We start from the raw sequence: 25,316 nt of genomic DNA, 5'->3' as shown, positions 1-25,316 counted from the left end.
CCGCGCGGTGCCGGAAGCGGGCTATTGTCATACGGATCACAATAGAACTAGAGTCTAGTTCATGACAAGAGCGACGATCGCCGACGCGCCGCTGGACGCCGCGCTGGGGCAGATCCTGGCGGGGCTGCCGCGCGACGAGGCGCAGCGCATGATCCATCAGAGCGTGGACGTGGCCCGCGAACGGATCCGCGCCACGGTGTCCGCGTGCGCCCCGGGGCCGCCATCCGTCGCGGCGGCCGAGGCCGTTGCGAGGCCGTCGAGCGGGGCGCCGCCGGTGCCGGTGCGCGTGTACCGCGCGCGCGGCCGTCGTGGGTCGGGCACGCTGATCCACTTCCACGGCGGCGGCTGGGTCACGGGGGACCTGGACTATGCGGATGCGTATTGCCGCCGCATCGCGGACGCGACGCGGCGCACCGTCGTGAGCGTCGACTACCGGCTCGCGCCCGAGCACCGGTTCCCCGCGGCGGTCGACGACGCGTCGGCGGTGGTCGAGTGGGTGGCGGCCGGCGGCCCGGGCATGGCGGAGGGATTCGGCGGCGCCATCGTGGTCGGCGGCGACAGCTCCGGCGGGAACCTGGCCGCCGTGTGTGCGGCTGCGTCGTCGGCGCGGATCGCGGCCCAGGTGCTGGTGGGGCCGGTGGTGGACAGCGACCTGACGACGCAGTCCTATGCCACGCGCTCCACCGGCTTCCTTGGCGTGGACGAGATGCGCTGGTTCTTCGACCATTACTGCCCCGACCCGGCGCTGCGGTCGGACCCTCGGATCGCGCCGCTGCGCGCGGTGCGTCCCGGGACGGCGCTGCCGCGGACGCTCGTCGTGGCGTGCGGGCACGATCCGCTGCGCGACGAGGGACTGGCGTATGCGGACGCGGCCGAGGCGGCGGGCACCCCGGTGGAGCTCATGGCGTTCCCGGAGCTCCCGCATGCGTTCTTGCAGTTCACCGCGGTCTCCCAGGCGGCCGCCGCCGCGCAGGACCGGATCGTGGACGCCGTGGTGCGGCTCTGCGATGCGGTGGCCGGATAGCAACCCCATCCCGACCCCTCGGGCCCCGGCCGGCACCGACACCATCTGAGGAAGGCGTGTGAGCACCGTGCATGATCTTGTGATCCGTAGTGGCACCGTCGTCGACGGGAGCGGCGGCGCGCCGTTCACCGCGGACGTCGCGATCGACGGCGGGGCCGTCACCGCGGTCAGCGAGGTCGCCGACGCCGGCCACCGCGAGATCGACGCGGCCGGGCTGCTGGTGACGCCCGGCTTCGTCGACATCCACACCCACTACGACGGCCAGGTGACGTGGGACCCGGTGCTCACACCGTCGGCCCTGCATGGGGTGACGACGGTGGTGATGGGCAACTGCGGCGTGGGCTTCGCCCCGGTGCGCGCCGAGGACCGCGACTGGCTGATCGGGCTCATGGAGGGCGTCGAGGACATTCCCGGAAGTGTTCTCGCGGAGGGCATCGCGTGGGACTGGGAATCCTTCCCCGAGTACCTCGACGCCATCGACACCCCGCACGCCATCGACTTCGCCGCGCAGGTGCCGCACGGCGCGGTGCGCACCTACGTGATGGGCGCGCGCGGTGCCGACCACACGGCCCGCCCCACCGAGGAGGAGACGGCGCGGATGCGGGCGATCATCGCGGAGGCGGTGCGGGCCGGGGCGCTGGGCTGGTCGACCTCGCGCACCGCCGTGCACAAGACCTCGGCGGGTGAGCCGACCCCGAGCCTCACCGCGCCGCACTCCGAGCTCGTGGCGCTGGCCGGCGGTCTGCGCGACGCGGGCGGCGGTGTGACGGATCTGATCTCGGACTTCATGGACGAGCCCGAGGAGATGGAGCTCGTCCGCGCCATCGTCGCAGAGTCGGGGCGGCCCGCATCGGTGTCGATCACGCAGGCGGACAGGGTGCCCGGCAAGTGGCGGGACCTGCTCGACGGGCTGGCGCAGGTGGCGGAGCGCACGGGGCTGCCGGTACTCGGACAGGTGGCGCCGCGCGCGGTGGGGGTGCTGCTGGGCTGGGAGCTGAGCTGGCATCCGTTCACGGCCAACCCGGTGTTCCGCGAGCTGGCGGACCTGGCTACGCCGGAACTTCGTGAACGGCTGCGCACCCCGGAGGTGCGCGCGCGGATGCTGGCCGCCGCACCCTCCGATGACAACGCCTTCCAGCACCGCCTGGCCACCGATTTCGAGCGCATGTACCTGCTGGGCACGCCGCCGAACTACGAACCCGGCCCGGAGGATTCGGTGGCCGCGCACGCGGCGCGCGCCGGGGTGCCGGCGGCGGAATTCGCCTACGAGACCATGCTGGCCGGCGGGCTGCTGTACTTCCCGATGCTCAACTACAGCGACGGAAACCTGGATGCGGTGGGCGACATGCTCGCCCGCGCGGGGACCGTGCCCGCGCTGGGCGACGGGGGCGCGCACTGCGGCGCGATCTGCGACGCGAGCTTCACCACGACGATGCTCACGCACTGGGGGCGCGACCGCACACGCGGGCGGCGCTTCCCCGTGGAGTGGTTGATCAAGCGGCACACCACTGACACAGCCACAGCCGTCGGTCTTCTCGACCGGGGTCTGCTGGCACCCGGGTACCGCGCCGACATCAACGTGATCGACTTCGAGGCGCTGCAGGCCGACCATCCCGACGTGCGCTATGACCTGCCCACCGGCGGGCGGCGGCTGATGCAGACGGCTACCGGGTACCGCGCGACCATCGTCGCCGGCGAAGTGGTGCTGGAGGACGGCGAGCACACGGGCGCGCTGCCCGGGCGGCTGGTGCGCGGGGCGAAGGCGGCGCCTGCGGGGACATAGCGGCGCTGCCCAGCAAGCGGCTTCTGCACGTTCGCGCGCGCCGATGTGCGAAATCCGCTTGCTCGGCTCGCTCAGGCCGGGTGGTCACCCCGCAGCCGCCGCTTGTCGATCTTGCCCACGGCGGTGAGCGGCAACGCATCGAGTATCCGCACCGACTTCGGAGTGAGCACCGGCCCCTTGCGTTCCCGGATGTGCGCGATCAGCTCGGCCTCGCCCGCTGCCGCCCCCGGGCGCAGGACCACCGACGCCGTCACCGCCTCGCCCCAGCGCGCGTCGGGCACGCCGTACACCGCGGCAGCCGATACCGCCGGGTGCGCCGCGAGCGCGTCCTCCACCTCCCGCGGATACACGTTGAACCCGCCGGAGATGATCATGTCCTTCTTACGGTCCACGATGTAGAGATAGCCGCGCTCGTCGCGCCGTGCGACGTCGCCGGTGTGCAGCCAGCCGCCGGCCAGCGCCTCGTCCGTGAGGTCGGGGCGCTCGTGATAGCGGTCCATCACCGGCCCGCCGCGCACGCACAGCTCGCCCGGCTCACCGTCCGGCACCTCGGACCCGTCTTCGCCGCGGATCGACACGGCCACACCGGGAAGCGGGAAGCCGCACGACGCCAGCAGCCCCGGCTCGTCCACCCGGTGTTCGTCGCGCCGCAGCAGCGAGATCGGGTAGCACTCGGTCTGCCCGAACATCTGTGAGAACACGGGCCCCAGCCTGTCCAGCCCCTCGCCGAGCCGGTCGGGCGAGATCGGGGAGGCGCCGTAGAGAACGAGCTCGAGCGGCGAGAGGTCGGCGCGGCCGAGTTCGGGGGCGTCCAGCAGCGCGTAGATCATCGACGGCACCAGCAGTGTGCAGTTGATCCCGTGCTCCCCGATCGCGCGCAGCGTCGCGCTCGGGTCGAATCCGGTGACCAGGTGCACCGTGCCGCCGCGGATCAGCGTGGGCACCACCTTCGACCCGCCGACGTGGCTGATCGGCGCCGCCGCCAGGAACCGCGGCACGGGCGGCAGCTCGAACCCGGCCAGCACCGCGCCGGTGACCGCGGCGTTGGCGGCGTGGCTGCGCTCGACGCCCTTGGGCGTGCCGGTGGTGCCGCCGGTGTAGCCGATGTTGGACAGGTCGGACGGGCGGGCGAGGTCGACGACGGTCGCGGGCCCGTGCCGCTCGGCGAGCGTGGCCAGGTCGGGCGCGAACGGGGACGGGCCGAGGGAGAGTACGTCCACACCGCGCTCGGCGCACGCCGCGGCCAGCTCGCCGCCCTGGTGGGGGAACCGCCGCTCGTCGACGAGGAGCACCGACGCCCCGGAGTCGTCGAGCTGGAACAGCCGGTCGGCCGTCGAGCCCAGCGGGTGCAGCCACGTCGTCGCCATGCCCAGCCCGCCCGCCGCGGCGCCCGCGCACCAGACCTCCGCGCGGTTGCCGCCGAGCAGCGCGATCACCTGGCCGCGGGCGCACCCCCGTGCCGCCAGGACGGCCTGGAACCGGCCGATCATGTCCGCCGCCTCGCGGTAGGTGCAGTGTCCGCCGTCCCACGAGAACGCGACGCGGTCCGGGTACCGGCGCAGCGCGGCGAACACGGCGCTGTTCATCGTGGGCCCGCGCTGATGCACCCCCGCACAGCCGGCCGTCTGCTCGTTCATCGCAGTTCCCTCCTCGTGGCCTCGCGGGCAGCCTCGTATTCGCGCCGGGTCTGCTCCGCGATCTCGGCGGCGCTGTCCACGCCCGCCACGCCCGATACCGAGTGCCCGGCGCTCCAGATGTCCTTGTATCTGCGCGGACCCGGCGGCGCGGCGCTGCCGAACACCTGGGCGGAGTCCGCCACGGTGATCTGCTCGTCGAGCCGCGCCGGGTCGAGGCCGTTCGCGCGGATCGACGGGGCGAGCATGTTGGTGCGCAGCCCGGTGAACGCGCGTGTGAGGACGACGTCGTCGGCGGTGCTGTCGACGAGCATCCGCCGGTACCCGTCGGAGGCCAGCGACTCCTCGGCGGCGATGAACCGGGTGCCCATGTAGGCCAGGTCGTAGCCGGCGGCGCGCGCGGCCCACAGCGCGTGTCCGTCGGAGAGCCCGCCGGCCAGCACCAGCGGGCCGTCGAAGAAGCCGCGCACCGCGCGCACGAACGCGAACGGGTTCAGCCATCCGGTCTGCCCGCCTGCGCCCGCGGTGAGCAGGATCAGCCCGTCGGCGCCCTGGGCCACGGCACGTTCGGCGTGCCGCAGGGTGCCGACGTCGGCGAACACGGCGGTGCCCGCGTCGTGCAGCGGGCCGATCACCGCGCCGGGGGCGCCGACGCTGGTGATGACGAGCTCGACGGCGTGTCGGGTGAGGCAGGCGAGGTCGTCGGTGAGCCGCGGCTGCCGGATGATGAGGTTCGGTGCGTACGGCGCGGCGGGCGTCCCCGACGCGGCGGCCTTCGCGACGACGGCGTCGAGCGTGGTCAGCCAGTGGTCGAGCTCGTCGACGGTGCGGGCGTTGGCGGTGGGGAACGCGCCCACCACCCCGGCCCGGCACGCGGCGGCCGCCAGGTCGACGCCGGACACGCCGAGCATCGGCGCGGCGATGAGCGGCACGCGCAGACGGTCGGCGGACAGCGCACCGCCCGGGGCGAGGAGCGCGGGGGCTTCGGGCATCCCCGTCACCCCTCGGTCCTGGCCGCGTCGCCGAACAGCATGATCCCGTCGGCGCTGGGGACCACGCCGGTGATGCCGCGCCAGGCGACGAAGTTCTTGGTGGCGCCGAGCGCAGCGAACGGGGCCTCGGTGTTCACCCATGACTGCAGGTCGTCCAGGGCGGCCTGCCGTGCCTGCTCGTCGTCGGCCGTCTGCAGCGCGTCGAGGAGCCCGTCGGCCTCCGGGCTCGCGACGCCGAGCACGTTGGAGCTGGAGCCGCTGTGCAGGTTGCTGAACAGCCGGACGTACGGGGCCTCGTCCGCGACGTTGAAGCCGGACTCGCCGATGTCGAAATCGTGCTTGGCGTACAGGGCGGCGATGAGGTCGGCCATGCTGGGCTTGAAGTCGAGCTCCACGGTGAATCCGACGGCCTCCAGCATCGACTGGATCGCCAGCGCATGCGACTGCGCGTAGGCGGCGTTGAGGCCGGCGTAGGTGAGCACGCCGTCGTATCCGTCGGCCTTGGCCTCGTCGAGGAGGCGCCGGGCGAGGTCCGGGTCGTAGCCGGCCGCCTCCGTGGGACCCCAACGCGACCACTGCTCGAACATCGCGCTCCCCGGCATGCCCTTGCCTTTGTTGGCGCGTTGGTCGAACAGGGCGGGGTCGACTGCGGCGACGATCGCGCGGCGGACGCGCGGGTCGGCGGCGGCGCGTCCGGGCCGCTGGTTGATCGCCAGCACCGCGCCCATGTTGGCGTTGTAGAGGTAGCCGGCATCCTCGGTGGTCAGCGCGTCCGCCACCACGTCGGGCGAGCGCATGTAGGCGGCGTCGATGTCGCCGTTGCGCAGGGCGTCCAGGCGGCCGTCCTCGCTGGTGATCACGGGAAAGCGCAGGGTGTCCAGAGGCGGGGTGCCGCCCCAGTAGTCGTCGCGCGCGGCCAGTGTGAGCGCGGTGCCCGGCTGGAAGTCCGCGACGGTGAACGGTCCGGCGCCGATGGGGCGGAACGTGCCGGTGGCCATGGACGACGGGGCGACGATCATGCCAGGGCCGGCAGCGAGCAGTGCGGGGAACTGCGGCCAGGGCTTCGTCAGCGTGATGCGGGCGGTCAGCGGGTCGACGACGTCGATGCGCTCCACTGCCGACGACCAGAGTTGCGCGTGCGTGCCCCGCTTCGTCAGATACCGCTCCACGCTCCACTTGACGGACTCGGCGTCGGCCGGGGTGCCGTCGCTGAACGTGGCCCCGTCGCGGAGGGCGAGCGTCCATACCGTGTTGTCGCCGTTCGGTTCCAATCCGGCGGCGAGCTGCGGGACGTACTCGTCGGCGGCCGCGTCGTACCGCATCAGCAGGTCGTAGATCGCGGCCATCTGGCTGCCGCCCGTCGACCCGCCGTCCTGGCGGACCGGGTCGAGGGTGCTGACGCCGGAGAAGGGGGCGTAGGAGACGGTGCCGCCCTGGACTTCCTCGGCGGAGTCGGCACCGTCGAGCAGGCCCGCGGTGACCTCGGAGATGTCGCGCGCGGAGTCGGCGGTGCCGCCGCTGCTGCAGCCGGTGAGAAGGAGGGCGGTCGCTGTGGCGGCGATCAGTAGACCGCGGGTGGTGCGCATGGTTTCACCTCGGGGATAGGGGGCGCTCAGGCGCCGGGGGTGCTCGGGTGCTGGCGACCGCGCGCGCCGAGCAAGCGGTTTCTGCACGTTCTCGCGTCCGCACGTGCAGAATCCGCTTGGTCGGCGCCGGTGGGCCCGCTCAGCGCGCCATGGCGGTGGGGGAGTCGAACCCGGACGGCGTGTGCCGTCCGGCGACGCGGTGCTCGAACATGCCTGAACCGACGGCGTCGCCGCAGCGCGCGTGCACCACATACTCGACGACTCCGTTGGTCTTGCGCTGGTCGAACTCCGGTGCGGCCGTGTCGTATCGGGAGGACAGCGACCAGTCGCGGCCCATCCACCGGCCGTGGCTCCACTCGGGGTCACTGCCGTAGCCGGCGCCGATCTGCAGGGTGAGGAACGTCTTCGGTTCGAGGTCGATGACGGTCTGCTCGCCGCGGCGGTCGGTGAGATGGATCCGCACGGAGGACATCTCGCGCGTGCCCGGCTTGTAGACGATCTCGAAGCGCGGCCAGCCGAGCTGCTCCACGGCGCCGTCCCTGTCGACGCGCACCGCGTAGTTGAGCGAGCGGAACCCGTCGCCGTCCTCCTGGGCGATGAGGACGATGGCGAAGTCGTCGAACCGCAGCGGGCAGTACACCCACCAGAACCCGTCGGGGCGCAGCTCGGCCGTGCGCTCGAGCGGGTCGGGCTCGCCGGACGGGCGGATGCCCCACGACCGGTCGCGGCTGCCCATCCACACGACCGGGTCCACGGCGAAGTCCTCGCCGTCCACGCTCAGCGTGCCCTCCCACGAGCCGAGCTGCGCGAACCGGCTGGCGTCGAGATTGGGCCGGCGCCCGCCCATGAGCAGGTGGCGGTCCTCGAGCACCGCCCGGAACGAGCCCTGCCAGGTGAGGTCGAACGACAGGTCGGGATGCTCGCCGACGAGCCGCAGGCGCTCCAGCGGTTCGATCACCTCGATGCGGTAGCCGCCCACCTGGTCCCGGTAGCGCGTGTCGAGAGCGTCGGAGAAGCGCACCGCGCGCTGGTCGGTGCCGCGGATCGCGGTGGCGAACGCGTCGACCACGCCCAGGTTGGGGTACACCCCGAATCCGGAGACGAAGTAGACGCGGCCGGTCCGGTCGTGAGCGTTGAAGTAGTAGCGGTCGTAGAAGTTGCGGTCGGAGGTCTCGGTGCGCGCCATCGACAGCGGCACCTGGTGGATCGGGTATTCGTCCAGCGGGTCGGGGTACATCAGATCTCCCATTCGTAGCGGTCGTCGAGGAGGGCGCGCAGCATCCGGTGGTGCAGCACGTACTCGTCGGGGTCGGCGGGCGCGGGGGTGTCGCCGAAGTGCACCGAGCGCGCCTTGATGCGGGCGAAGATGATGCCCATCCGCACCGCGGAGAGCATGAGGAAGTACGGCATGTCGTGCAGCGCGCGGTCCGAGTCGGCGCGGTACTGTCCGAGCACGTCGGCGGCGCGCAGGAACCCGGGAAGGCCGGGCTTGCCGAACGACGCGGCCATGTCCTGGTACATGCGGTGGAAGAACACGAACCAGGCGACGTCGTACTCGGGCGGCGCCAGCGCGGCGCCCTCCCAGTCCAGTGCCGCAGTGGGCTCGAAGTCGCGGTAGAGGATGTTGCCGATGCGCGCGTCGCCCCAGGCCAGCACGTCGGGTGAGGCCTGTGCGGGCCGCTCGTCGCGAAGCCGGCGCAGCCCGTCCTCCAGGATCGGCACGCGCACACCGCCGTTGGCGACGGTCCACTCGTAATACGCGACGGTGTCGTCGACCAGGCGTGCCAGGCCGGTGCCGGCCGGCCCGTCGGCGAGCAGGGCGTCCGGCGGCGGCGTCGCGTGCACCCCGGCGAGCAGGGCGACGGAGGCGCGCTGCATCCGGTCGCGCTCGGCGGGCGTGGCGTCGACGAGCGGGCCGCCGAACACGTACGGCGGGTTGTCGGGCGGGGCGGTGCCGTCGGCCCGGTCCATCACGAGGAACGGCCGGCCGAGTGGCTCCGGCGACTCCTCCACCCGGCGCACCCGGGGGACCGGCACCAGGCCCGCGTCGGCGAGCGCGCCCGTCACCGCGGCCTGTCGGTGCAGGTCGTAGCCGGGGAACACCGGCAGCGCCGACGGTTCGGGCGCCAACCGCAGCACCTGCGCGGAACGATCTCCGCCGCGCACCGCGGTAAACAGGACCGTCACGCTCGACATGCCCGACGACTCCGAACGCTCGAGGTCCTCGACGGTGATCGACTGATCGTCCTCGGCGGTGCGCAGCCACGACTGCAGCGCCGCCGCCAGCTCGTCCAGGTCGGTGCGGGTGGTGGTGACGGTGGTGTTGACGCCGTCGGGGACAGGGTGTCGCGTCATGGTGGTCCTCCAGCGATGCTGTGCGGGTGCGGGTCAGCTTTGGGCGCCGGAAGCCACCCACGCGTCGTCGAAAAGCATGATGCCGTCTGCGCTCGGGGTGATCCCATGGACATCTTCGCTCCAGGTGACGAGGACCTGGCCGGCGCCCAGCGTCACCAACGGTGCCGTCTGATTCACCAGCTTCTGCACGTCGGCGAGTGCGGCGCGCTTGTCTTCCACGTCCCCTGACGATTGGACGCGTTCCAACAAAGCGTCCATGTCGGAGTTTGCGTATCCGAGGACGTTCGACGCCGAGTCGCTGTGGAAGTTTCCGTACAGCCGCACGAAGGGCGCCTCCTCCTGGACGCTCATGCCGGAGTGCGCGATGTCGAAGTCGTGGTCCACGTAGATTCCGCGAATGAAGTCCGCGATGGTGGGCGCGTACTGGATGTCCACCGTGAATCCCACCGCCTCCAGCATGGACTTGTAAGCTAGGGCGTTCTTCTGGGTCTGGGCGTTGTTGGTGGTGAAGTAGGTGAGTCTGCCGTCGTAGCCGTCGGCCTTGGCCTCATCCAGATACTTCTTCGCCGCCGCAGGATCGTATCCGCTCACCGGTGCATCGCTGTGCCAAGTCGACCAGGATTGGAACATCGCGCTTCCGGGCATTCCCGCACCGGCCTCCGCGCGCTCGTTGTAGAGGCCAGGATCGATCGCGGCGACGATGGCCTTGCGCACCCGGAGATCCGACGCCGCCCTGCCCTGTCGCTGATTGATCATGCCGACCGCGCCCATATCGACGGTGTTGAGAAAGCCGATGGCGCCGGCGGAGAGGGCGTTCTGGATCGTGTCGGAACGTCGCAGGTATGCGACGTCGATATCGCCGTTGCGGAGGGCGTCCAGTTTGGGCTGCTCACCTTGGATCACGGGGAACCGCACGCTCTCCAGCGCAGGCGGTCCGCCCCAGTACCGGGGATTCGCGGTGAGGGTGAGCCGATTCTGCGGTGCGAACTGTTCGACGGTGAAGGGGCCCGCGCCGATCGCGGTGAAGGATCCCGTGGCCATCGACGACGGAGCCACGATCATCCCGGGTCCGGAGGCCAGCATGAACGGAAACTGCTGCCAGGGCCGCTTGAGCGTGAACTGCACGGTGGTCGCATCCACGACACGCATATTCTCGACCGACTCCTGCCACACCTGAGCTTGCGTGCCCTTCTCGTCGAGGTACCGCCGGATGCTCCAGACCACCGCATCCGCATCCACCGGCGTGCCGTCGCTGAACATCGCGTCGGGCCGTAGCGAGAGCGTCCAGACCGAGCCGTCCGCGTTCGGGGAGAGCGAACGGGCAAGCTGGGGCTCGTATTCCTTCGCGACTGGGTCGTAGCGCATCAACAGGTCGTAGATGGCGGCCATTTCGCTGCCACCTGTCGACCCGCTGTCCTGTCGATCGGTGGGATCCAGGCTCGTGATGCCAGTCAGCGTGGCATACGAGAGTGTCCCGCCTGGAGTCGGATCGCCGTCGTCAGGTTGTGCGCCGATGAAACCGTTCGTCACTGATGGAGCGGAGGAGTCGGATGCGTCGGCACCCGCGCAACCAGCCAATGTCGCGGCGGTGACGAGCGCGAGGAGAAGCGACCCCGCGCGGGTCAGTGAGGGGTGTGCCATGCCGAACCCTTCCGGTGTTCTGGAGCTTCGAAGGGGGCGCCTGGACGGCCGGCCGTAGTCACCGTGATGCGTCGATCCGGCGCACCTGCGGCGGGGTCCACTCGTGCGTCGTCACGCTGTCGTGCGGCAAGTAGATGCGCATGGTGAGTCCGAATTCGCTGCGGCACACTGGCAACCAGTTGGGCATCCGCTCCGCGTCGGGTGCATCGGCGGACAACCACAGGTCCAGCGACCCGTCCGCGTTGACGGTGAGCGGCATGCTGTCATCGAGGGCGTACCGGTCGATGTCGTTGGCGACGAGGCGTCCGGCCTTCGTGTACGGCGTGAGCGACCACCACCCGCCCTCGTGGTACGGCGGATGCTGCCCCGCGGGGAAGTGCATGACGTACGAGCTTTCGCCGGTGAGCGGCTCGCCGTCGGAGTCAGTGAACGCGGACGGATAGGCGGTGACGTCGACGGGATTGGCGAAACCGCGGTGCGCGATCCGCGCGCGATAGGTGTAGTCGGTGCCGAAGCGCCCGACCGCGGAGTCCAGGTAGGTCCAGCCGTCGACGACGATCGCCCGGCGGAGTGCGTCGATTCGGGTACTGTCCATCAAGCCTGGCAGCTCCTTGGCCCGACGCTGCGCCTCTTCCGGCAGGGCTTCGACGGAAAAATCCAGGCCGGCGCCCACACCCACCTGTGCGAAGCGCTCTAGCGCGGGCCGGTCGGCGTCGGTACCGGGGTTGCGCACAGAGAGCGCGTTGAAGCGGCGGAAGTAGGCCTCCGCATCCAGAGTCAGCATGTGTTCGAGCGGCACGTAGTCGCGCGCCGGGGTATAGACGCCCCGCGGGTATTCATGCGCGCGCCCGTGCTGGGAGAGCGGGTAAAGGTCCATCGCGTCCTGCAGGCGGTGCGGCCCGGCGGTGTCGTCGGGGCCGTGGCAGCGCACGCGCGCCAGCAGCCACACGAAGTCGGTAGGCATGGGGACAGGGATGACGCCGTCAGGCAGCGAGCCGACGAAGCGGGGCCCGGTGAACGCGTACACCGCCTCGTCGTCGCCGCCTGGGCCTCCGGTGCCCAGGATCGAGGGGTTGTTCGAGTATCCGTCGAACGGCTGGATCGCCAGATAGCGGTTCGCGGCCGGCTTGTGCAGCAGGTACGGCTCGTCGCCGAGGTCCAGGTACGCCTGGGAGTAGAGGGTGTCGGCGTTGGGCCGGGTGAGGCTGTCGATGGACGGCGACGCGAGCGCGCGCGAGTGGAAGAACTGCCCGAGCGGTGCGCGCACACCGGTAGGGACTTCGGTATTGGTCGTCATCTCCCGGATGACGTCCATGAGGACGAGCGGGTAGGCGTAGATGTAGGCGTCTTCGAGCGTGTCGGCGGTGGCATCAGCGGTCATGGCTGCGGGGGCATGGGGTGCGGGCATGAATATTCCAATTCTTCTGTGGTGGACAAGGTGCGCCGTTACTCCGCCGGCCTCGGGTCGAGCACGCGGGCGGTGGTGAACTCTTCGATGCCGGCGACGCCGCCCTCGCGGCCGAAACCGCTGGCTTTGACCCCGCCGAATGGCACGGCCACGTCCAGCGCGTTGTGCTGGTTGACCCACACCGTGCCCGCGTCGATGCGCTCGGCGGCGGCGTCGGCCGCGGCGGTGTCGGCGCCCCACACCGACGCGCCCAGCCCGAACTCCTGGGTGTCCAGCATGTGCAACAGCGCGTCCAGGTCGCGGTAGCCGACGACGGGCAGTACCGGTCCGAATTGCTCCTGGCGCACGATGTCGTCGCCGTCGTCCGCGCCCACGAGCACCGTCGGGTCGAGGAAATGTCCGGGCAGTGCATGTTCGCGCACGCCCCCGGTGACGACTCGCGCGCCGGAATCGAGTGCGTCCCCGAGCATCCCCGCGACGATCTCGCGCTGACGGGCGTTGTGCAGCGGTCCCATCGTGGTCGCGGGGTCGGCGCCGTCGCCCACCGTGCGTTGCGCCTGCGCGGCGAGGGCCTCGGCGAAGCCGTCCACCAGCGGCGCGGGCACGTAGACCCGCTTGGGTGCGATGCACATCTGGCCGGCGTTGAGGAACGCGCCCGCGGCGAGCCGGGCTGCCGCGTCGGCCAGGTCGGCGTCCGGCAGCAGGATCGCCGGGTCGTTGCCGCCCAGTTCCAGGGCGACGGGGGTGAGCGTGGCCGCGGCCTGCGCCATGATGCTGCGGCCCACGGCGGTGGACCCGGTGAAGCTCACCATGCGCACGTCGGGGTGGTCGATGAGCTGCCGCCCCGTCTCGGGCCCGCCGGTGACCACCTCGAGCACACCCTCGGGCAGCACGGCACGCAGCACGTCGACGAAGGCGGTGACCGCGAGCGAGACCGACTCGGCCGGCTTGACCACCACGGCGTTCCCTGCGAGCAGGGCCGGCGCGATCTTGGCGGCGGCGAGGTAGAGCGGGAAATTCCACGGCACGATCGCCGCCACCACCCCGTACGGCCGGTGCTGCACCGTCACCGGGCGGCCCAGCGAGGCCGTGAGCGAATGCTCGGGCTCCCACTCGGTGCCGGCGAGCGTGGCGAACGCGTGCCCCGCCACCCACAGCTCCTGGCCGGCCTCGGCGAGTGGCTTGCCCTGCTCGGCGGTGAGCAACGGCGCGAGCTCGCCGGACTGCGCGGTGATCGCCTCGGCGGCCGCGCGCAAGGCGGCGCGGCGGGCGGAAAGGTCGGCGGCCCATGCGGGCTGCGCTGCCCGGGCGCGGGCGACGACGACGTCGAGCGCGGGGCCGGTGAGCGACGGGGAGCGGCCCACCTCGGCGAGCGTCGCCGGGTTGCGGGAGATCAGCGTGCCGTCGTCGATGACGGTCATAGGGCGGCCTCCTTCGCGGAGGACTGCATCATCGTGAAAATGAGCGCGCCGTAGCCGCCGTCGACGGGCAGGTCGACCCCGCTGATCCACGCGGCGTCGTCGGAGCCGAGGAAGGCGATCGCCGCGGCGATGTCGTCGGGGGTGGCGTGGCGGCCGGCCCAGGCCGCGGCGCCCTCGACGACCTCGTTCCCCATCGAGGTCCGGAAGTCGGCGAGCAGCGGAGTCTGCACGGTGCCCGGCGAGACGGTGTTGGCGCGCAGCCCGGGCACGGTCCGCTCGGCGGCGAGCGTGAGCGCGTCGACGATGACCGATTCCTTCGCGATGGCGTAGCAGTCGCGCTGGATCTCCGGCTCCTCCGCGGCGAGCGCGAAGGCCGCGTCCCAGGACTCCGCGGCGAGCAGTGCCCGCGACCGGGCGACGTTCTCGCGCCAGCGCAGACCCGCCTGCGAAGCGACGGTGACGACGGCGGCCGCATCCGCGAACGTCGGCGCCAGCAGCCGGGTGAGGTCGCGCGGGGCGAGCAGGTCGACGCCGAGCACCTCGCGCCACGGCCGGGTGGCGGCCACGCCGGCGTTGTTGACGAGCAGGTGCACCGGGCCGTCGACCTGTGCCGCCACCGCGGCGGGGCCTTCGGGGGCGGACAGGTCGGCGTCGATGCGTGCGGCGAGCAGGGCGGCGAGCTCCGTGGGGGCGTCTGTGCCGGGGCGGTCGACGCCGATGACGCGCGCGCCGAGCCCGGCGAGCAGGGACGTGGTGCGCGCGCCGATGCCGGAGGCGAATCCGGTGACGATGGCGGTGCGCCCGGTGTAGTCAGGCATTGCGGGAGGGGTCCTTTCGTGGGCGGTGGAGGTCGGTGTCGGCCCGGTCAATGCGCCACGGGGCACGCGCGGTACTCGACGGGCACGTTCTTGAGCCCGTGGAGCCACCCCGAGGGGGCGCGGACGGCCGGTCCGGTGACGGCGATGTCGGGGATGATGTCGGCGAGCGCGTCGAAGATCAGCTCCACCTCCACGCGGGCGAGGTTGTGCCCCAGGCAGAAATGCGGTCCGGTGCCGCCGAAGCCCACGTGCGGATTGGGCGAGCGGGTGATGTCGAACGTCAGCGGATCGGCGAAGGCGGCCTCGTCGAAGTTGGCCGAGGCGTAGAGCATGACCACCCGGTCTCCCCGGCGAACGGCCTTCCCACCCAGCTCGAGGTCGCGGGTCGCGGTGCGCTGGAACGACATCACGGGCGTCGCCCAGCGGACGATCTCGTCGACGGCGGTGGCGGGGCGCTCGTGCCGGTACAGCTCCCACTGTGCTGGGTTGTCCTGGAACGCGAGCAGCCCGTGGGCGACGGCGTCGCGGGTGGTCTCGCTGCCGGCCACCATGAGCAGCACCAGAAACGAGCCGAACTCGGCGTCGGTGAGTGCCCCCGCATCGTCCTGGGCGCGGACGAGGGTGGTGACGATGTCGTCGGCCGGGTGCGCGCGGCGCTCGGCAGCCAGGCCCATGGCGTAGGCGAACACCTCGCCGATCGCCGTGGCCGGGTCGCCGGGCACGTCGGGATCGTCGCGCCCGGTCATGGTGGTGGACCAGTCGAAGATGCGGCGGCGCTCGGCCTGCGGCACGCCGATGATGTCGGCGATCGCCTGCAGCGGCAGCTCCGTGGCGACCTGCTCGACGAAGTTCCCGGAGCCTGATGCCAGTGCGCGCTCGACAAGGTCGCGGGCGCGGGCGGCGAGACCGGCGCGGAGCGTGGCGATGGCGCGCGGGGTGAACCCGCGCGAGACGATCGCCCGCAGCGCCGTGTGCTCGGGCGCGTCCATGTTGAGCAGGATGGCGCGGCCGGCGTCGATGTGCTCGCGCGGGCAATGGTCGGCGTAGCGGGTGGTGGCGGTGTTCTCCCAGGACGAGAACGTCGCGCCGTCCCGGGAGACCTGGCGGACGAGCTCGTTGGTGGACACCACCCAGAAGCCGGAGTCGTCGAAGCCGCCGACGCCGGGCGCCTGAGGGTTCCACCACACGGGGCTCTCGGCGCGCAGGCGGGCGAACAGCGCGTGCGGGATGCCGTCCACGTAGAGGGACGCGTCGGTGATGTCGACGTCCGGGCCGGTGTCGGCTGCGGCCCGGGTGCTGGCCGGTGGTTCCATGAAGATCCTCCGCTGCTGTGTGATGCCAGTCATATTAATGAAGTTCGTTACTATGTCAATGAAGGTTTCGAGAGGGGTGCGTATGGGGCAGGACAGTGCGCGTCAGCGGCTGATCGAGGCGGGCGAGCAGTTGTATGCGGAGGCCGGGGTGGGGCGGGTGCGGCTGCGCGAGCTCAACACGCTGGCGGGCGTGCGCAACGACTCGGCGGTGCACTACCACTTCGGATCGCAGGACGGACTGCTCGAGGCGATCCTGCAGACGCATCTGCACGAGATCGGCGCCCGCGTCGACGAGACGACGGCGCTCCTGTGCACGGGGCGCGACGGCTCGCCGGATGCGCTGCGGGACGCCATCGCCGCGCTCGCCATCCCGTTCGCTGAGAAGCTGCGCGACGAGCGCGGACGGAGGTTCATCCGCATCGTCGCGCAGGTGTGGGGCCGCATCGGCGACTGGCAGCAGCAGCGCTTCATCCCCTCCAGCGCGTTGGCGATGGATCTGATCCGGCGCAGCGCACGAGGACTGCCGGCCGAGGTGCTGGAAGAGCGGATGTGGCTGATCACGCGGTTCGTGGTCTCGTCGTTCGCCGCCCGCGCGGAGAACCAGGACGCGGTGGTCGACGGGATCACGCTCGACGCGTTCGTCTACGACGTGGTGGGCATGGCGACAGCCGCGTACTTCGCGGCGCCGCCGGAGGGCGGGTTCTGGCCGGAGCGGTGGCCGGTGATCAGGGAGGGGGAGCGGCCGCGGCGAGCAGAGCAGTGACACCGAGTGCCGCAGCGCCCACGCGCGCCGCCAAACGCACGGTGCGCTCGATGTCCGTAGCGGCCGGCGCGCGCCCGTCGCCCAGCATGCCCCGATCTTCCACTACCCCCCGGTACGCATTCACCCCGCCGAGCCGCACGCCCAGCGCCCCCGCGAACGCGGCTTCGACGGGTCCGGCGTTGGGGCTCGGGTGCTTGCGCGCGTCCCGCCGCCAGGCCCGCAGTGCGCCCGCGGTGTCGGCTCCGCACAGGGCCGCCAGCAGCGCGGTCAGCCGGGCCGGAGCGAGGTTCGCTGCGTCGTCGAGCCGCGCGGACGCCCAGCCGAACCGCTCGTACCGCGCGCTGCGGTGCCCCACCATCGCGTCGAGCGTGTTCACGGCGCGGTAGCCGAGAAGCCCGGCCGGCCCCAGCAGGGCGCCCCAGACGAGTGGCGCGACGACGGCGTCCGAGGTGTTCTCCGCGACCGATTCGATCGCCGCCCGGGCCACATCCGCGGTGGACATGAACTCGGGGTCCCGGCCGACGAGCCGGGTCACCTGCGTGCGGGCCGCCCCCAGGTCGCCGCGGGCCAGGCGGGTTTCGACGGCGCGGGCTTCGCGCGCCAGGGTGGTGCCGCCGAGCACGGCCCACGTGGCGAACGCGACCGTGACGGCCTCTGCGACAGGGCGCCCGCGGCTGGCGCGGCCGGCGGCGAGTCCGATTCCGGTCGGTCCGGCGACGAGGATGCCGGTGAACGCGGCGCCGCGCAGCCGCGACTGCGCGTACATCCGCCGCTCGAGTCCACGTCCGGCACGGCCGAAGCCGCTCACCGGGTGCCACCGGGGCGGGTCGCCGAGCGCGCGGTCGGCGGCGAACCCGAGGATCAGACCGGCGGCACGCGCCGCGCTCACAGCGCCTCCGCCCACGCGGTGAGCAGTGCACCGGTGGAGGCCCGGTCGCGCACCGCCACCCGTACCCACTCGGTGTCGCCGTCCGGCGCGAGGCCTGGGAACGTATCACCGCGGCGCACTGCGAAGCCGTTCGCCCGCAGCATCGTCCGTGTGCCGGTGCGGCATCGGACGAGGACGAACGGGCCGCGGGCCGGTCCCGCCACGTGCAGGCCGAGCGTGCGCAGGCCGTCCACGAGGACGTCGCGATCGGCAGCGATCGTGTGCGCCCGGTGGTCCGATTCCGCGACGGCCTCGTCCCCGCTGCACGCGATCATCGCCGCCGCCGCGGGCCCCGACACCGACCACGGGGGTTGTTGCGCGGCGAGGTCGGCCAGCACCGCGGCATCGCCGACCGCGTAGCCGGCACGCAGCCCGGGGATCGCCCACGTCTTGGTGAGTGATCGCAGGACGACCAGCCCGGGAAGCGCGGTGCGCGTCAGGGATTCGTGCTCGCCGGGTACGGCGTCCATGAAGGCTTCGTCGACGGCCACCACCCGGCCGGGGCGCAGCAGGGAGCGCAGCGTCGCGGACGGGTGTAGCACCGACGTGGGGTTGGTGGGGTTGCCGACGACGACGAGGTCGGCGTCGGCGGGGACGTCCGCCGGATCGAGCCGGAACCCGTCGTCGGGCCGCAGCAGCATGCGGTGCACCGCCGGGCCGGCCGTGCCGTCGTACCCCGCCGCGCGCAGCGCCGCCTCCGGCTCGGTGAACTGCGGATGCACCACCACCGGCCGGTGCCAGTGCCGCGCCCGGGCGAGCAGCGTGAAGGCCTCGGCCCCGCCGGCGGTGGGCAGCACCTCGTCGGTTCCGCGACCGTGCCGCGCGGCGAGGGCCTCGCGGGCGCCGGCCGGGTCGGGATACCCGCCCAGTCCGTCGAACGACGCGCGCAGCGCCGCGTCCAGCCACGCGGGGCGGGCCAGTCGGGAGACGTTCACTGCGAAGTCGGCCAGGCCTTCCGCGGACTCGCGGTCGCCGTGGTGGTGCAGGTCGGGCTCCGGGGGCGGCGCGGGGCGGCTCCACAGAACCGCGTCGGGCAGCGCGGGTGCGCGGCGGGCGGCGTCGGCGAACCGGTGCGCCAGAACCGGATACCCGGCCCAATGGGTGTGCAGATAGGACGCGTGCAGCGTGGCCGAGGACCACCCGTCCGGCCGGGGACGCGCGCCCGGGCCGCTGCCGGCGAGGAGCCAGGCCGGCGGCTCCAGCGCGGAATCGAGGGCAGTGCGGTGGAACTCGTGGCCGGTCACGCGCGTGCCCGCCGGGCCCGCCAACCCGTCGGCGGAGGCGACGGCGGTGCGGTAGCCGAGCGTGAGCCGCGGCGCCATCGCGGCGGCCGCGTCGAGCGCCCCCGCCATCGGCGCGCCCTCGACCTCGCGGCACAGATACAGCAGGCCCGCGCATTCGGCGACGGTGGGGATCCCGGCGCCGACGGCCGCGCGCACGTGCCCGAGGAGCGGGGTGTTGGCCGACAGCTCCGCGGCGTGCACCTCGGGAAACCCGCCGCCCAGGTAGATTCCGGCCGTCCCGGGCGGCAGCCGCTCGTCGCGCAGGGGATCGAACACGGTCACGTCGCAGCCGGCGGCGCGCAGCAGCTCGTCGGTCTCGGTGTAGCGGAACGTGAACGCCCGCCCTCCGGCGACGGCGATCACCGGGCGCGGGCCGGGCGGGAGAGCCGCCGGGGCCGTCGGCAGCGCCGCGGCCGGATCCCACGGCTCCGCGGCCAACGGGGGTGCGGCGCGGGCGATGCGGACGACGGCGGGCAGGTCGACGCGCTCGGCGATGAGCGCGGCGAGGCGGTCCAGGCGGGCGGCGGCGTCGGCGCGCTCGGCGGCGGGCACCAGGCCCAGGTGCCGGGACGGGGCGCTGATGCCGTCGTCGCGGTGCAGGACCCCCAGCACCGGGATGCCGGTGTGGTCGAGCGCGGAGATCACCTCGTCGGCGTGCCGCTGTGACCCCGCCTTGTTGAGGATCACCCCGGCCAGCCGGGTGCCGCCGTCGAAACCGGCCATCCCGTGCACGACGGCGGCGATGGACCGGGAGGCGTGCGAGACGTCCACGACCAGGATCACCGGCGCCGTGAGCTCGGCGGCCACGTGCGCGGTGGAGGCGAAACCATCGGCCCCCAGCATCCCGTCGTACAGGCCCATGACGCCCTCGACGACGGCGACGTCCGCGCCCGCGGCCCCGTGCAGCAGCAGCGGCGTCAGCAGCTCCGGCGACTGGAGGTGCGGGTCCAGGTTGCGGCCGGGGCGGCCCGTGGCCAGCGCGTGGTAGCCGGGGTCGATGTAGTCGGGGCCCACCTTGTGCCCGGAGACCCGGTGCCCGGCGCGGCGCAGCGCCGCCATGAGCCCCGTCGCGACCGTCGTCTTGCCGTGGCCCGACGCCGGCGCGGCGATGACGACGCGGGGAAGGGTCAGCATGGCGCGATCACCACTGGTCCCGGGCGCCTACCATTCGATGCCACGCTGCCCCTTCTGCCCGGCGTCCATGGGGTGCTTGATCTTCGTCATCTCCGTGACCAGGTCGGCGGCCTCGACGAGCTTGGGGTCGGCGCGGCGGCCGGTGATCATCACGTGCTGGCGGCCCGGCCGGTGCGCCAGGGTCTCCACCACCTCGTCCACGTCGATCCAGCCCCAATTGATGGGGTAGGTGAACTCGTCGAGCACGTACAGCCCGTGCCGCTCATCGGCCAGCCGCGCCTGGATCTCGCGCCAACCTTCGAGCGCGGCGGCGGCATGGTCCTCGTCGGTGCCGGCCTTGCGCGACCACGACCAGCCCGAGCCCATCTTGTGCCACTCGATCGCGCCGCCGGTGCCGTCGGATTCGTGCAGCCCGCCGAGCGCCTCGAACGCCGACTGCTCGCCCAGGCGCCACTTGGCCGACTTGACGAACTGGAACACCGCCACCGACCATCCCTGGTTCCACCCGCGCAGCGCCAGGCCGAACGCCGAGGTGGACTTGCCCTTGCCGTCGCCGGTGTTGACCATGACGAGCGGACGGTTGCGGCGCTGGCGGGTGGTGAGGCCGTCGTCGGGCACGTATGCGGGTTTTCCCTGGGGCATCAGGCGGCCTTTCCGGTGCGTGGGTGCTGGAGGTGGGGGGCGGCCGCCGCGGTGATGGCGTCCGCACGGACATCGCCGACGGGGGAGTACTCGGCGCCCATGCGCTGCGCGAGGTCGCGGGCGAGCCCCATGCGGAAACGGCCCGTCTCGCAGTCCAACACCACCGCGGGGGTCTGCGCGGCGGCCAGGCGGTCTGCCGCGGCGAGAGACCTGCCCACGGCGTCGGGGCCCGCGGTGGCGCGGCCGTCGGTGACGACGATGAGCAGGGGGCGCAGGTCCGGGGCGCGCAGCCGGTGGCGGCGCAGAGTCTCCGCGGCCCGGTCGAGCCCCTCCGCGAGCGGGGTGCGCCCGCCGGTGGGGAGATCCCGGAGGCGCGCGGCGGCGATGTCCACCGAGTTCGTCGGCGGCAGGACCACGGACGCGGAATCGCCGCGGAAGGTCACCAGCCCGACGGTGTCCCGGCGTCGGTACGCATCCAGCAGCAGCGACAGCACCGCGGCCTTGACCTGCTCCATCCGCGTGCGTGCCGCCATCGACCCCGACGCGTCCACGCACAGCAGCACCAGGTTGGTCTCCCGGCCCTCGACGATCTTGCGGCGCAGGTCGGCCGGGGTGATCCGGGCACCTGGCGCGGAGTCGGCCGATCCGCGCACGCTTTCGTCAGCCGCGCGCCGATTCCCCCGGCGTGTCGCGGGAAACGGTGCTCGGCTCGGGGGCTGCGGACCGGCAAGGTCCCCCCGGCGCACTACGGCCGCGCGGATCGTGGCCGGCAGGTGCACCGGTGCGGGGTCCGCGGCGGAGGCGCTCCGGCGTGCCCCCACGGTGCGGCCCACCGTCGTCCGGGCCCGCGAGCGCCGCCCCGCCGCCCCGCGGCCGGCGCGCTGCGCGGCCAGCAGCCGGGCGCGGAACGGTGCGCCGGCGGGGGCGAGCGCGCGCTCGGCAGGCGTGCCCGAATCGCGATCGGCATGGTCATCTGCACCGCCGTCGGTGCGGGGTCGCTGTTCCGCGGAGCCGTCGTCAGCCGGTTCCGGCGCCCCGCCGCCCGGGCCGTCGTCTTCAGGGCCCCCGTCCTCAGGGCCCCCGTCCTCAGGGCCCCCGCCCTCAGGGCCCCCGCCCTCAGGGCCGTCCCCGCCCTCGGGGCCCTCCCCGCCTTCTGGGCCGTCCTCGCCCGGTCCGTCGTCCCCGGTTCCGTCATCGCCGGGGCCGTCGGGGTCCTCCGCGTCGCCCATGCCGTCCAGGAGCTCGTCCAGGCGTTCGCCGTCGGTACCCGGATCGTCGAACGGGGCCCGGCGCCGGCGGTGCGGCAGGGTGAGCCGGGCTGCGGCGGCGATGTCCTCGCGAGTGACGCCGGTGCGGCCGCACCACGCGGCGTGCGCGGCGGCGGCCTTGGCCGTCACCAGGTCCGCGCGCATCCCGTCCACGTCGAATGCTGCGCACACCTCGGCGATCGCCGTGAGCGCCGCGTCGCCCAGCACCACCGATCCGACGCGCTCCCGGGCGCCGGCGATGCGCCGCGCCAGCTCCGACTCGGCGTCCGCCCACCGTGCGGCGAAGCCTGCCGGGTCGGCGTCGAAGGCCAGGCGCCGGCGCACGATCTCGGCGCGCACCGCGGCATCACGCGGCGCGGCCACGTCCACCGCCAGACCGAACCGGTCCAGCAGCTGCGGCCGCAGCTCGCCCTCCTCGGGATTCATGGTGCCCACGAGCACGAACCGCGACGCATGGCTGATCGAGACGCCGTCGCGCTCCACCGAGGTGCGGCCCATCGCGGCCGCGTCGAGCAGCAGGTCCACCAGGTGGTCGTGCAGCAGGTTGACCTCGTCGACGTACAGCACCCCGCGGTGGGCGCGCGCCAGCAGTCCGGGCTCGTACTCGGCGCCCTCACCAGAGAGTGCCTTGCCCAGGTGCAGCGACCCGGTGACACGGTCCTCTGCGGCGCCCACCGGCAGCTCCACCAGGCGCGCGGGGCCTGCCGTGGCCGGGGCGTCCGTGGCGTGCGGGCCGTCGGGGCAGGCGGGGTCCGGCGCGGCCGGGTCGCAGGCGAACCGGCAGCCGTCGACGGACAGGACCGGGGGCAGCAGCGCCGCCTGAGCGCGCACCGCCGTCGACTTCGCCGTGCCCTTCTCGCCGCGCACCAGCACCCCGCCGATCGCAGGCGAGACGGCGGTGAGCGTGAGCGCCAGCTGCAGATCGTCGGCGCCGACGAGGGCGCTGAACGGATAGACGTGCACTGTGGGACCTCCGCAGGCTTCCGCTGGGACGTGGTTCGCGGCTGCGGCGTGGGCGCTGCAGCCGGGCAGACGCACGAGGGCCGGTATTCGGACTTCCTGGTCGAGCGCCTCGGACCGCCTTCCCGGACCGGTGGTCCAGTGGCTGCACGGCGTGCGTGGTCGTCGGCTCCCAGGTCACCGCAGCGGGCCTGTGCCGGATTCGCACCGGCTTCCCGTTTACCCCCGCACGCCGTGACGGCCGCGGGGCACCTCCGGGCGAGCTGCCATCGACGACCCTAACCCCGCCGCGCCTGGAGCGCTCCACCGCGGTCTAGGGTTCTGCGCCATGGGTCCGGAGTCGAGGGTGCGGGTGACGGTGGTGGGCGTCGGAGCGGGCGGCTGGGCGAGCGTCGATCCCGCGGGGCGCGGCGCCGTGCACCGCGCGGACGTGCTGCTGGGCGGGCCGCGCCACCTGGCGATGGTGCCGGACGCCGCAGCGCCCGCCGCGATCCGCGAAACCTGGCCGTCGCCGCTGCTCGACGGGCTGGACGCGCTGCTCGAGCGGCACGACGGCAGGAACGTCGTCGCGCTCGCATCGGGTGACCCGATGGTCTCCGGCATCGGGTCCACGCTGGTGCGCCGGCTGGGGCCGGATGCGGTGCGCGTGCTCCCGGCGGTGTCGTCGGCGGCGCTGGCCCGCGCGCGGATGAGCTGGCCGGCCGAGGGCTGCGCGGTCGTGACGCTGGTGGGCCGCGGCACGGACCGCCTGCGCCGGCACCTGGCGCGTGGGCGGCGGCTGATCGTGCTCACAGGGGACGCCGACGGCCCTGCGGCCGTGGCCCGGGTGCTCGTCGACGAGGGCTTCGGCGCGTCGGCCATGACGCTGCTGGCGGAGCTGGGCGGGCCGGCGGAATCGCGGCGCGACGGTACCGCGGACGGCATGCTCGGCGTCGACGGTGCCGCGCTGGGGCTGGTGTGCGTCGAATGCCGTGGCGCGCGGGGATATTCGCGTGCCCCCGGGCTGCCCGACGACGCCTTCGAGAACGACGGGCAGCTGAGCCGCCGGCCGATCCGCGCCGCCGCGGTGAGCGCCCTCGCCCCGCGGCCCGGGGAGCTGCTGTGGGACGTAGGGGCGGGGGCCGGGTCGGTGGGCATCGAGTGGGCGCGCGGAGCCTCCGGGTGCCGGGCCCTCGCCATCGAGCGCGACGCGGGCCGGGCGGATGCGGTCCGCCGCAACGCCGCGCGACTGGGAGTGCCGGATCTTGTCACCGTCGTGGAGGGCGCCGCCCCGGACGCGCTCGCGGGCCTGGAGCGGCCCGACGCGGTCTTCGTCGGCGGCGGCGGCAGCCGTCCCGGGGTCCTCGAGGCGTGCTGGGCGGCGGTGCCGGCGGGCGGGCGATTGGTCGCGCACGCGGTGACCCTGGAGACGCAGGCCGTACTGGCCGAGTGGCACCGCGCGCACGGCGGTGAACTGCTTCGGTACGCGGTGGACGTGGCCGGTCCCATCGGCGCGTTCACCGGGTGGGAGCCGATGCGCCCGGTGGTGCAGTGGTGCGGCGTGAAACCAACGGCGGCGGAATCGAAGCAGGATCCGGAGGAAGGGGACCGGTCATGACAGTGCACTTCGTGGGGGCGGGCCCCGGCGCCGCCGACCTGCTCACCTTGCGGGCAGTGGACCTGCTGCGCGCCGCGCCCGTCGTGCTCTACGCGGGCACCTACCTGGACGACGCGGTGCTCGCGCACTGCCGCGACGGCGCCGCGCTCATCGACACCCAGGGCCTGGACCTGGACGCGATCATCGGCCACCTCGTCGACGCGCACCGGCGGGGACTCGACGCGGTGCGGATGTGCTCGGGCGACCCGTCGGTGTATTCGGCGCTCACCGAGCAGACCCGGCGGCTCGACGCGGCCGGCGTGCCCTGGGACGTCACCCCGGGGGTCCCCGCCTACGCCGCGGCCGCCGCTGCCCTGGGCGCCGAGCTCACGGTGCCCGGCGAGGTGCAGACGGTGGTGCTCACCCGCACCCGCGCGCGGTCCACCCCCATGCCGGAAACGGAATCCCTGCAGCGGGTGGCGGGCCTGCGGGCATCGTTGGTGCTGCACCTGGCGATCACGCGGGTGCGGGAGCTCGCCGCCGAGCTCACCGCCGAGTACGGCGCCGACTGCCCGGCCGTCGTCGTCGCCCACGCCTCGCGGCCGGGCCAGGTGGTGCTGCGCGGCACGCTCGCGACCATCGCCGGCATGGTCGAGGCCGAGGGGCTGCGCCGCACCGCCGTCATCATGGTCGGCCGGGCGATGGACCGGGGCGCGGCGGCCGCCTGCGGGCTGGACTCGCACCTGTACGACCCGCGGCGGGCGCGCGGCTGATCCGGTCCCGCATC

The 25,316-nt window shown here is 73.2% G+C and carries 19 protein-coding genes and 1 riboswitch; of the genes, 5 read left to right on the top strand and 14 right to left on the bottom strand.

Going from position 1 to position 25,316, the window contains the following annotated elements; genetic code table 11:
* Positions 1 to 61: 61 nt before the first annotated feature.
* Both H4F70_RS17420 and H4F70_RS17415 read left to right on the top strand, forming a co-directional pair.
* A complete protein-coding gene (locus H4F70_RS17420; RefSeq protein WP_235681195.1) occupies positions 62 to 1,024 on the top strand; it encodes an alpha/beta hydrolase in 963 nt (320 codons plus the stop codon).
* A 58-nt stretch (positions 1,025 to 1,082) separates the two neighbouring features.
* Complete coding sequence (locus H4F70_RS17415; RefSeq protein ID WP_308316687.1) at positions 1,083 to 2,807, top strand: N-acyl-D-amino-acid deacylase family protein; 1,725 nt, start codon at positions 1,083 to 1,085, stop codon at positions 2,805 to 2,807.
* A gap of 71 nt (positions 2,808 to 2,878) precedes the next feature.
* On the opposite strand, the gene H4F70_RS17410 is transcribed toward H4F70_RS17415, so the two are convergent.
* The 10 genes from H4F70_RS17410 to H4F70_RS17365 form a co-directional block, all read right to left on the bottom strand.
* Positions 2,879 to 4,444 carry an AMP-binding protein gene (locus H4F70_RS17410; RefSeq protein WP_220471731.1) on the bottom strand — a complete coding sequence of 522 codons (1,566 nt, stop codon included), beginning with the start codon at positions 4,442 to 4,444 and terminating at the stop codon, positions 2,879 to 2,881.
* Positions 4,441 to 5,433 (bottom strand): NAD(P)H-dependent flavin oxidoreductase, encoded by a 993-nt coding sequence (locus H4F70_RS17405; RefSeq protein WP_182358117.1) that lies wholly within the window; start codon positions 5,431 to 5,433, stop codon positions 4,441 to 4,443. The genes H4F70_RS17410 and H4F70_RS17405 overlap by 4 nt, the downstream gene beginning before the upstream one ends.
* 5 nt (positions 5,434 to 5,438) lie before the next feature.
* On the bottom strand, positions 5,439 to 7,019 hold the full coding sequence (locus tag H4F70_RS17400; RefSeq protein ID WP_182358116.1) for an ABC transporter substrate-binding protein: 1,581 nt from the start codon (positions 7,017 to 7,019) through the stop codon (positions 5,439 to 5,441).
* A 139-nt stretch (positions 7,020 to 7,158) separates the two neighbouring features.
* The gene (locus H4F70_RS17395) at positions 7,159 to 8,268 is read right to left on the bottom strand and encodes an Rv3169 family protein (protein WP_235681194.1); all 1,110 of its coding nucleotides are present in this window, start codon (positions 8,266 to 8,268) and stop codon (positions 7,159 to 7,161) included.
* Positions 8,256 to 9,374: a phosphotransferase family protein gene (locus H4F70_RS17390; protein WP_182358115.1), complete on the bottom strand. Its 1,119-nt coding sequence runs from the start codon at positions 9,372 to 9,374 to the stop codon at positions 8,256 to 8,258. Before H4F70_RS17390 ends, H4F70_RS17395 begins: the two co-directional genes overlap by 13 nt.
* A 33-nt stretch (positions 9,375 to 9,407) precedes the next feature.
* Positions 9,408 to 11,015, bottom strand: coding sequence for an ABC transporter substrate-binding protein (locus H4F70_RS17385; protein ID WP_182358114.1), 1,608 nt, complete (start codon positions 11,013 to 11,015; stop codon positions 9,408 to 9,410).
* Between the two features lie 58 nt (positions 11,016 to 11,073).
* Complete coding sequence (locus H4F70_RS17380) at positions 11,074 to 12,423, bottom strand: DUF1254 domain-containing protein (RefSeq protein WP_182358113.1); 1,350 nt, start codon at positions 12,421 to 12,423, stop codon at positions 11,074 to 11,076.
* 38 nt (positions 12,424 to 12,461) lie between these two features.
* Positions 12,462 to 13,844, bottom strand: a complete 1,383-nt coding sequence (locus H4F70_RS17375; RefSeq protein ID WP_182358112.1) for an aldehyde dehydrogenase family protein — start codon at positions 13,842 to 13,844, stop codon at positions 12,462 to 12,464.
* Complete coding sequence (locus H4F70_RS17370; protein ID WP_182358111.1) at positions 13,841 to 14,662, bottom strand: SDR family oxidoreductase; 822 nt, start codon at positions 14,660 to 14,662, stop codon at positions 13,841 to 13,843. The genes H4F70_RS17375 and H4F70_RS17370 overlap by 4 nt, the downstream gene beginning before the upstream one ends.
* 47 nt (positions 14,663 to 14,709) lie before the next feature.
* Positions 14,710 to 15,975 carry a cytochrome P450 gene (locus H4F70_RS17365; RefSeq protein WP_182358110.1) on the bottom strand — a complete coding sequence of 422 codons (1,266 nt, stop codon included), beginning with the start codon at positions 15,973 to 15,975 and terminating at the stop codon, positions 14,710 to 14,712.
* 82 nt (positions 15,976 to 16,057) lie between these two features.
* Here H4F70_RS17365 and H4F70_RS17360 point away from each other — a divergent pair, with 82 nt between their 5' ends.
* On the top strand, positions 16,058 to 16,738 hold the full coding sequence (locus H4F70_RS17360; protein ID WP_182358109.1) for a TetR/AcrR family transcriptional regulator: 681 nt from the start codon (positions 16,058 to 16,060) through the stop codon (positions 16,736 to 16,738).
* On the opposite strand, the gene H4F70_RS17355 is transcribed toward H4F70_RS17360, so the two are convergent.
* The 4 genes from H4F70_RS17355 to H4F70_RS17340 are packed head-to-tail and all read right to left on the bottom strand — an operon-like array spanning position 16,701 to position 22,956.
* Positions 16,701 to 17,627: a cobalamin biosynthesis protein gene (locus tag H4F70_RS17355; protein ID WP_182358108.1), complete on the bottom strand. Its 927-nt coding sequence runs from the start codon at positions 17,625 to 17,627 to the stop codon at positions 16,701 to 16,703. The genes H4F70_RS17360 and H4F70_RS17355 overlap by 38 nt on opposite strands.
* Positions 17,624 to 20,083 carry a bifunctional hydrogenobyrinic acid a,c-diamide synthase/histidinol phosphate aminotransferase CobBC gene (locus H4F70_RS17350; RefSeq protein WP_182358107.1) on the bottom strand — a complete coding sequence of 820 codons (2,460 nt, stop codon included), beginning with the start codon at positions 20,081 to 20,083 and terminating at the stop codon, positions 17,624 to 17,626. The genes H4F70_RS17355 and H4F70_RS17350 overlap by 4 nt, the downstream gene beginning before the upstream one ends.
* A 27-nt stretch (positions 20,084 to 20,110) precedes the next feature.
* Positions 20,111 to 20,725, bottom strand: coding sequence for a cob(I)yrinic acid a,c-diamide adenosyltransferase (gene cobO / locus H4F70_RS17345; protein WP_182358106.1), 615 nt, complete (start codon positions 20,723 to 20,725; stop codon positions 20,111 to 20,113).
* Positions 20,725 to 22,956 carry a VWA domain-containing protein gene (locus H4F70_RS17340; RefSeq protein ID WP_182358105.1) on the bottom strand — a complete coding sequence of 744 codons (2,232 nt, stop codon included), beginning with the start codon at positions 22,954 to 22,956 and terminating at the stop codon, positions 20,725 to 20,727. The genes cobO and H4F70_RS17340 overlap by 1 nt, the downstream gene beginning before the upstream one ends.
* Positions 22,957 to 23,017: 61 nt before the next feature.
* Positions 23,018 to 23,224: riboswitch (cobalamin riboswitch) on the bottom strand.
* A 57-nt stretch (positions 23,225 to 23,281) separates the two neighbouring features.
* Between H4F70_RS17340 and cbiE the strand changes: the two genes are divergently transcribed.
* Complete coding sequence (gene cbiE, locus H4F70_RS17335) at positions 23,282 to 24,550, top strand: precorrin-6y C5,15-methyltransferase (decarboxylating) subunit CbiE (RefSeq protein ID WP_182358104.1); 1,269 nt, start codon at positions 23,282 to 23,284, stop codon at positions 24,548 to 24,550.
* Positions 24,547 to 25,302, top strand: coding sequence for a cobalt-precorrin-4/precorrin-4 C(11)-methyltransferase (locus tag H4F70_RS17330; protein WP_182358103.1), 756 nt, complete (start codon positions 24,547 to 24,549; stop codon positions 25,300 to 25,302). Before cbiE ends, H4F70_RS17330 begins: the two co-directional genes overlap by 4 nt.
* The last annotated feature ends 14 nt before the right edge of the window (positions 25,303 to 25,316 follow it).

Origin of the sequence: Tomitella gaofuii (assembly GCF_014126825.1) — a bacterium.
Taxonomy (GTDB): domain Bacteria; phylum Actinomycetota; class Actinomycetes; order Mycobacteriales; family Mycobacteriaceae; genus Tomitella; species Tomitella gaofuii.
The sequence above is the reverse complement of the archived record's forward strand: the minus strand, read 5'-3'. Positions and strand labels throughout refer to the sequence as shown.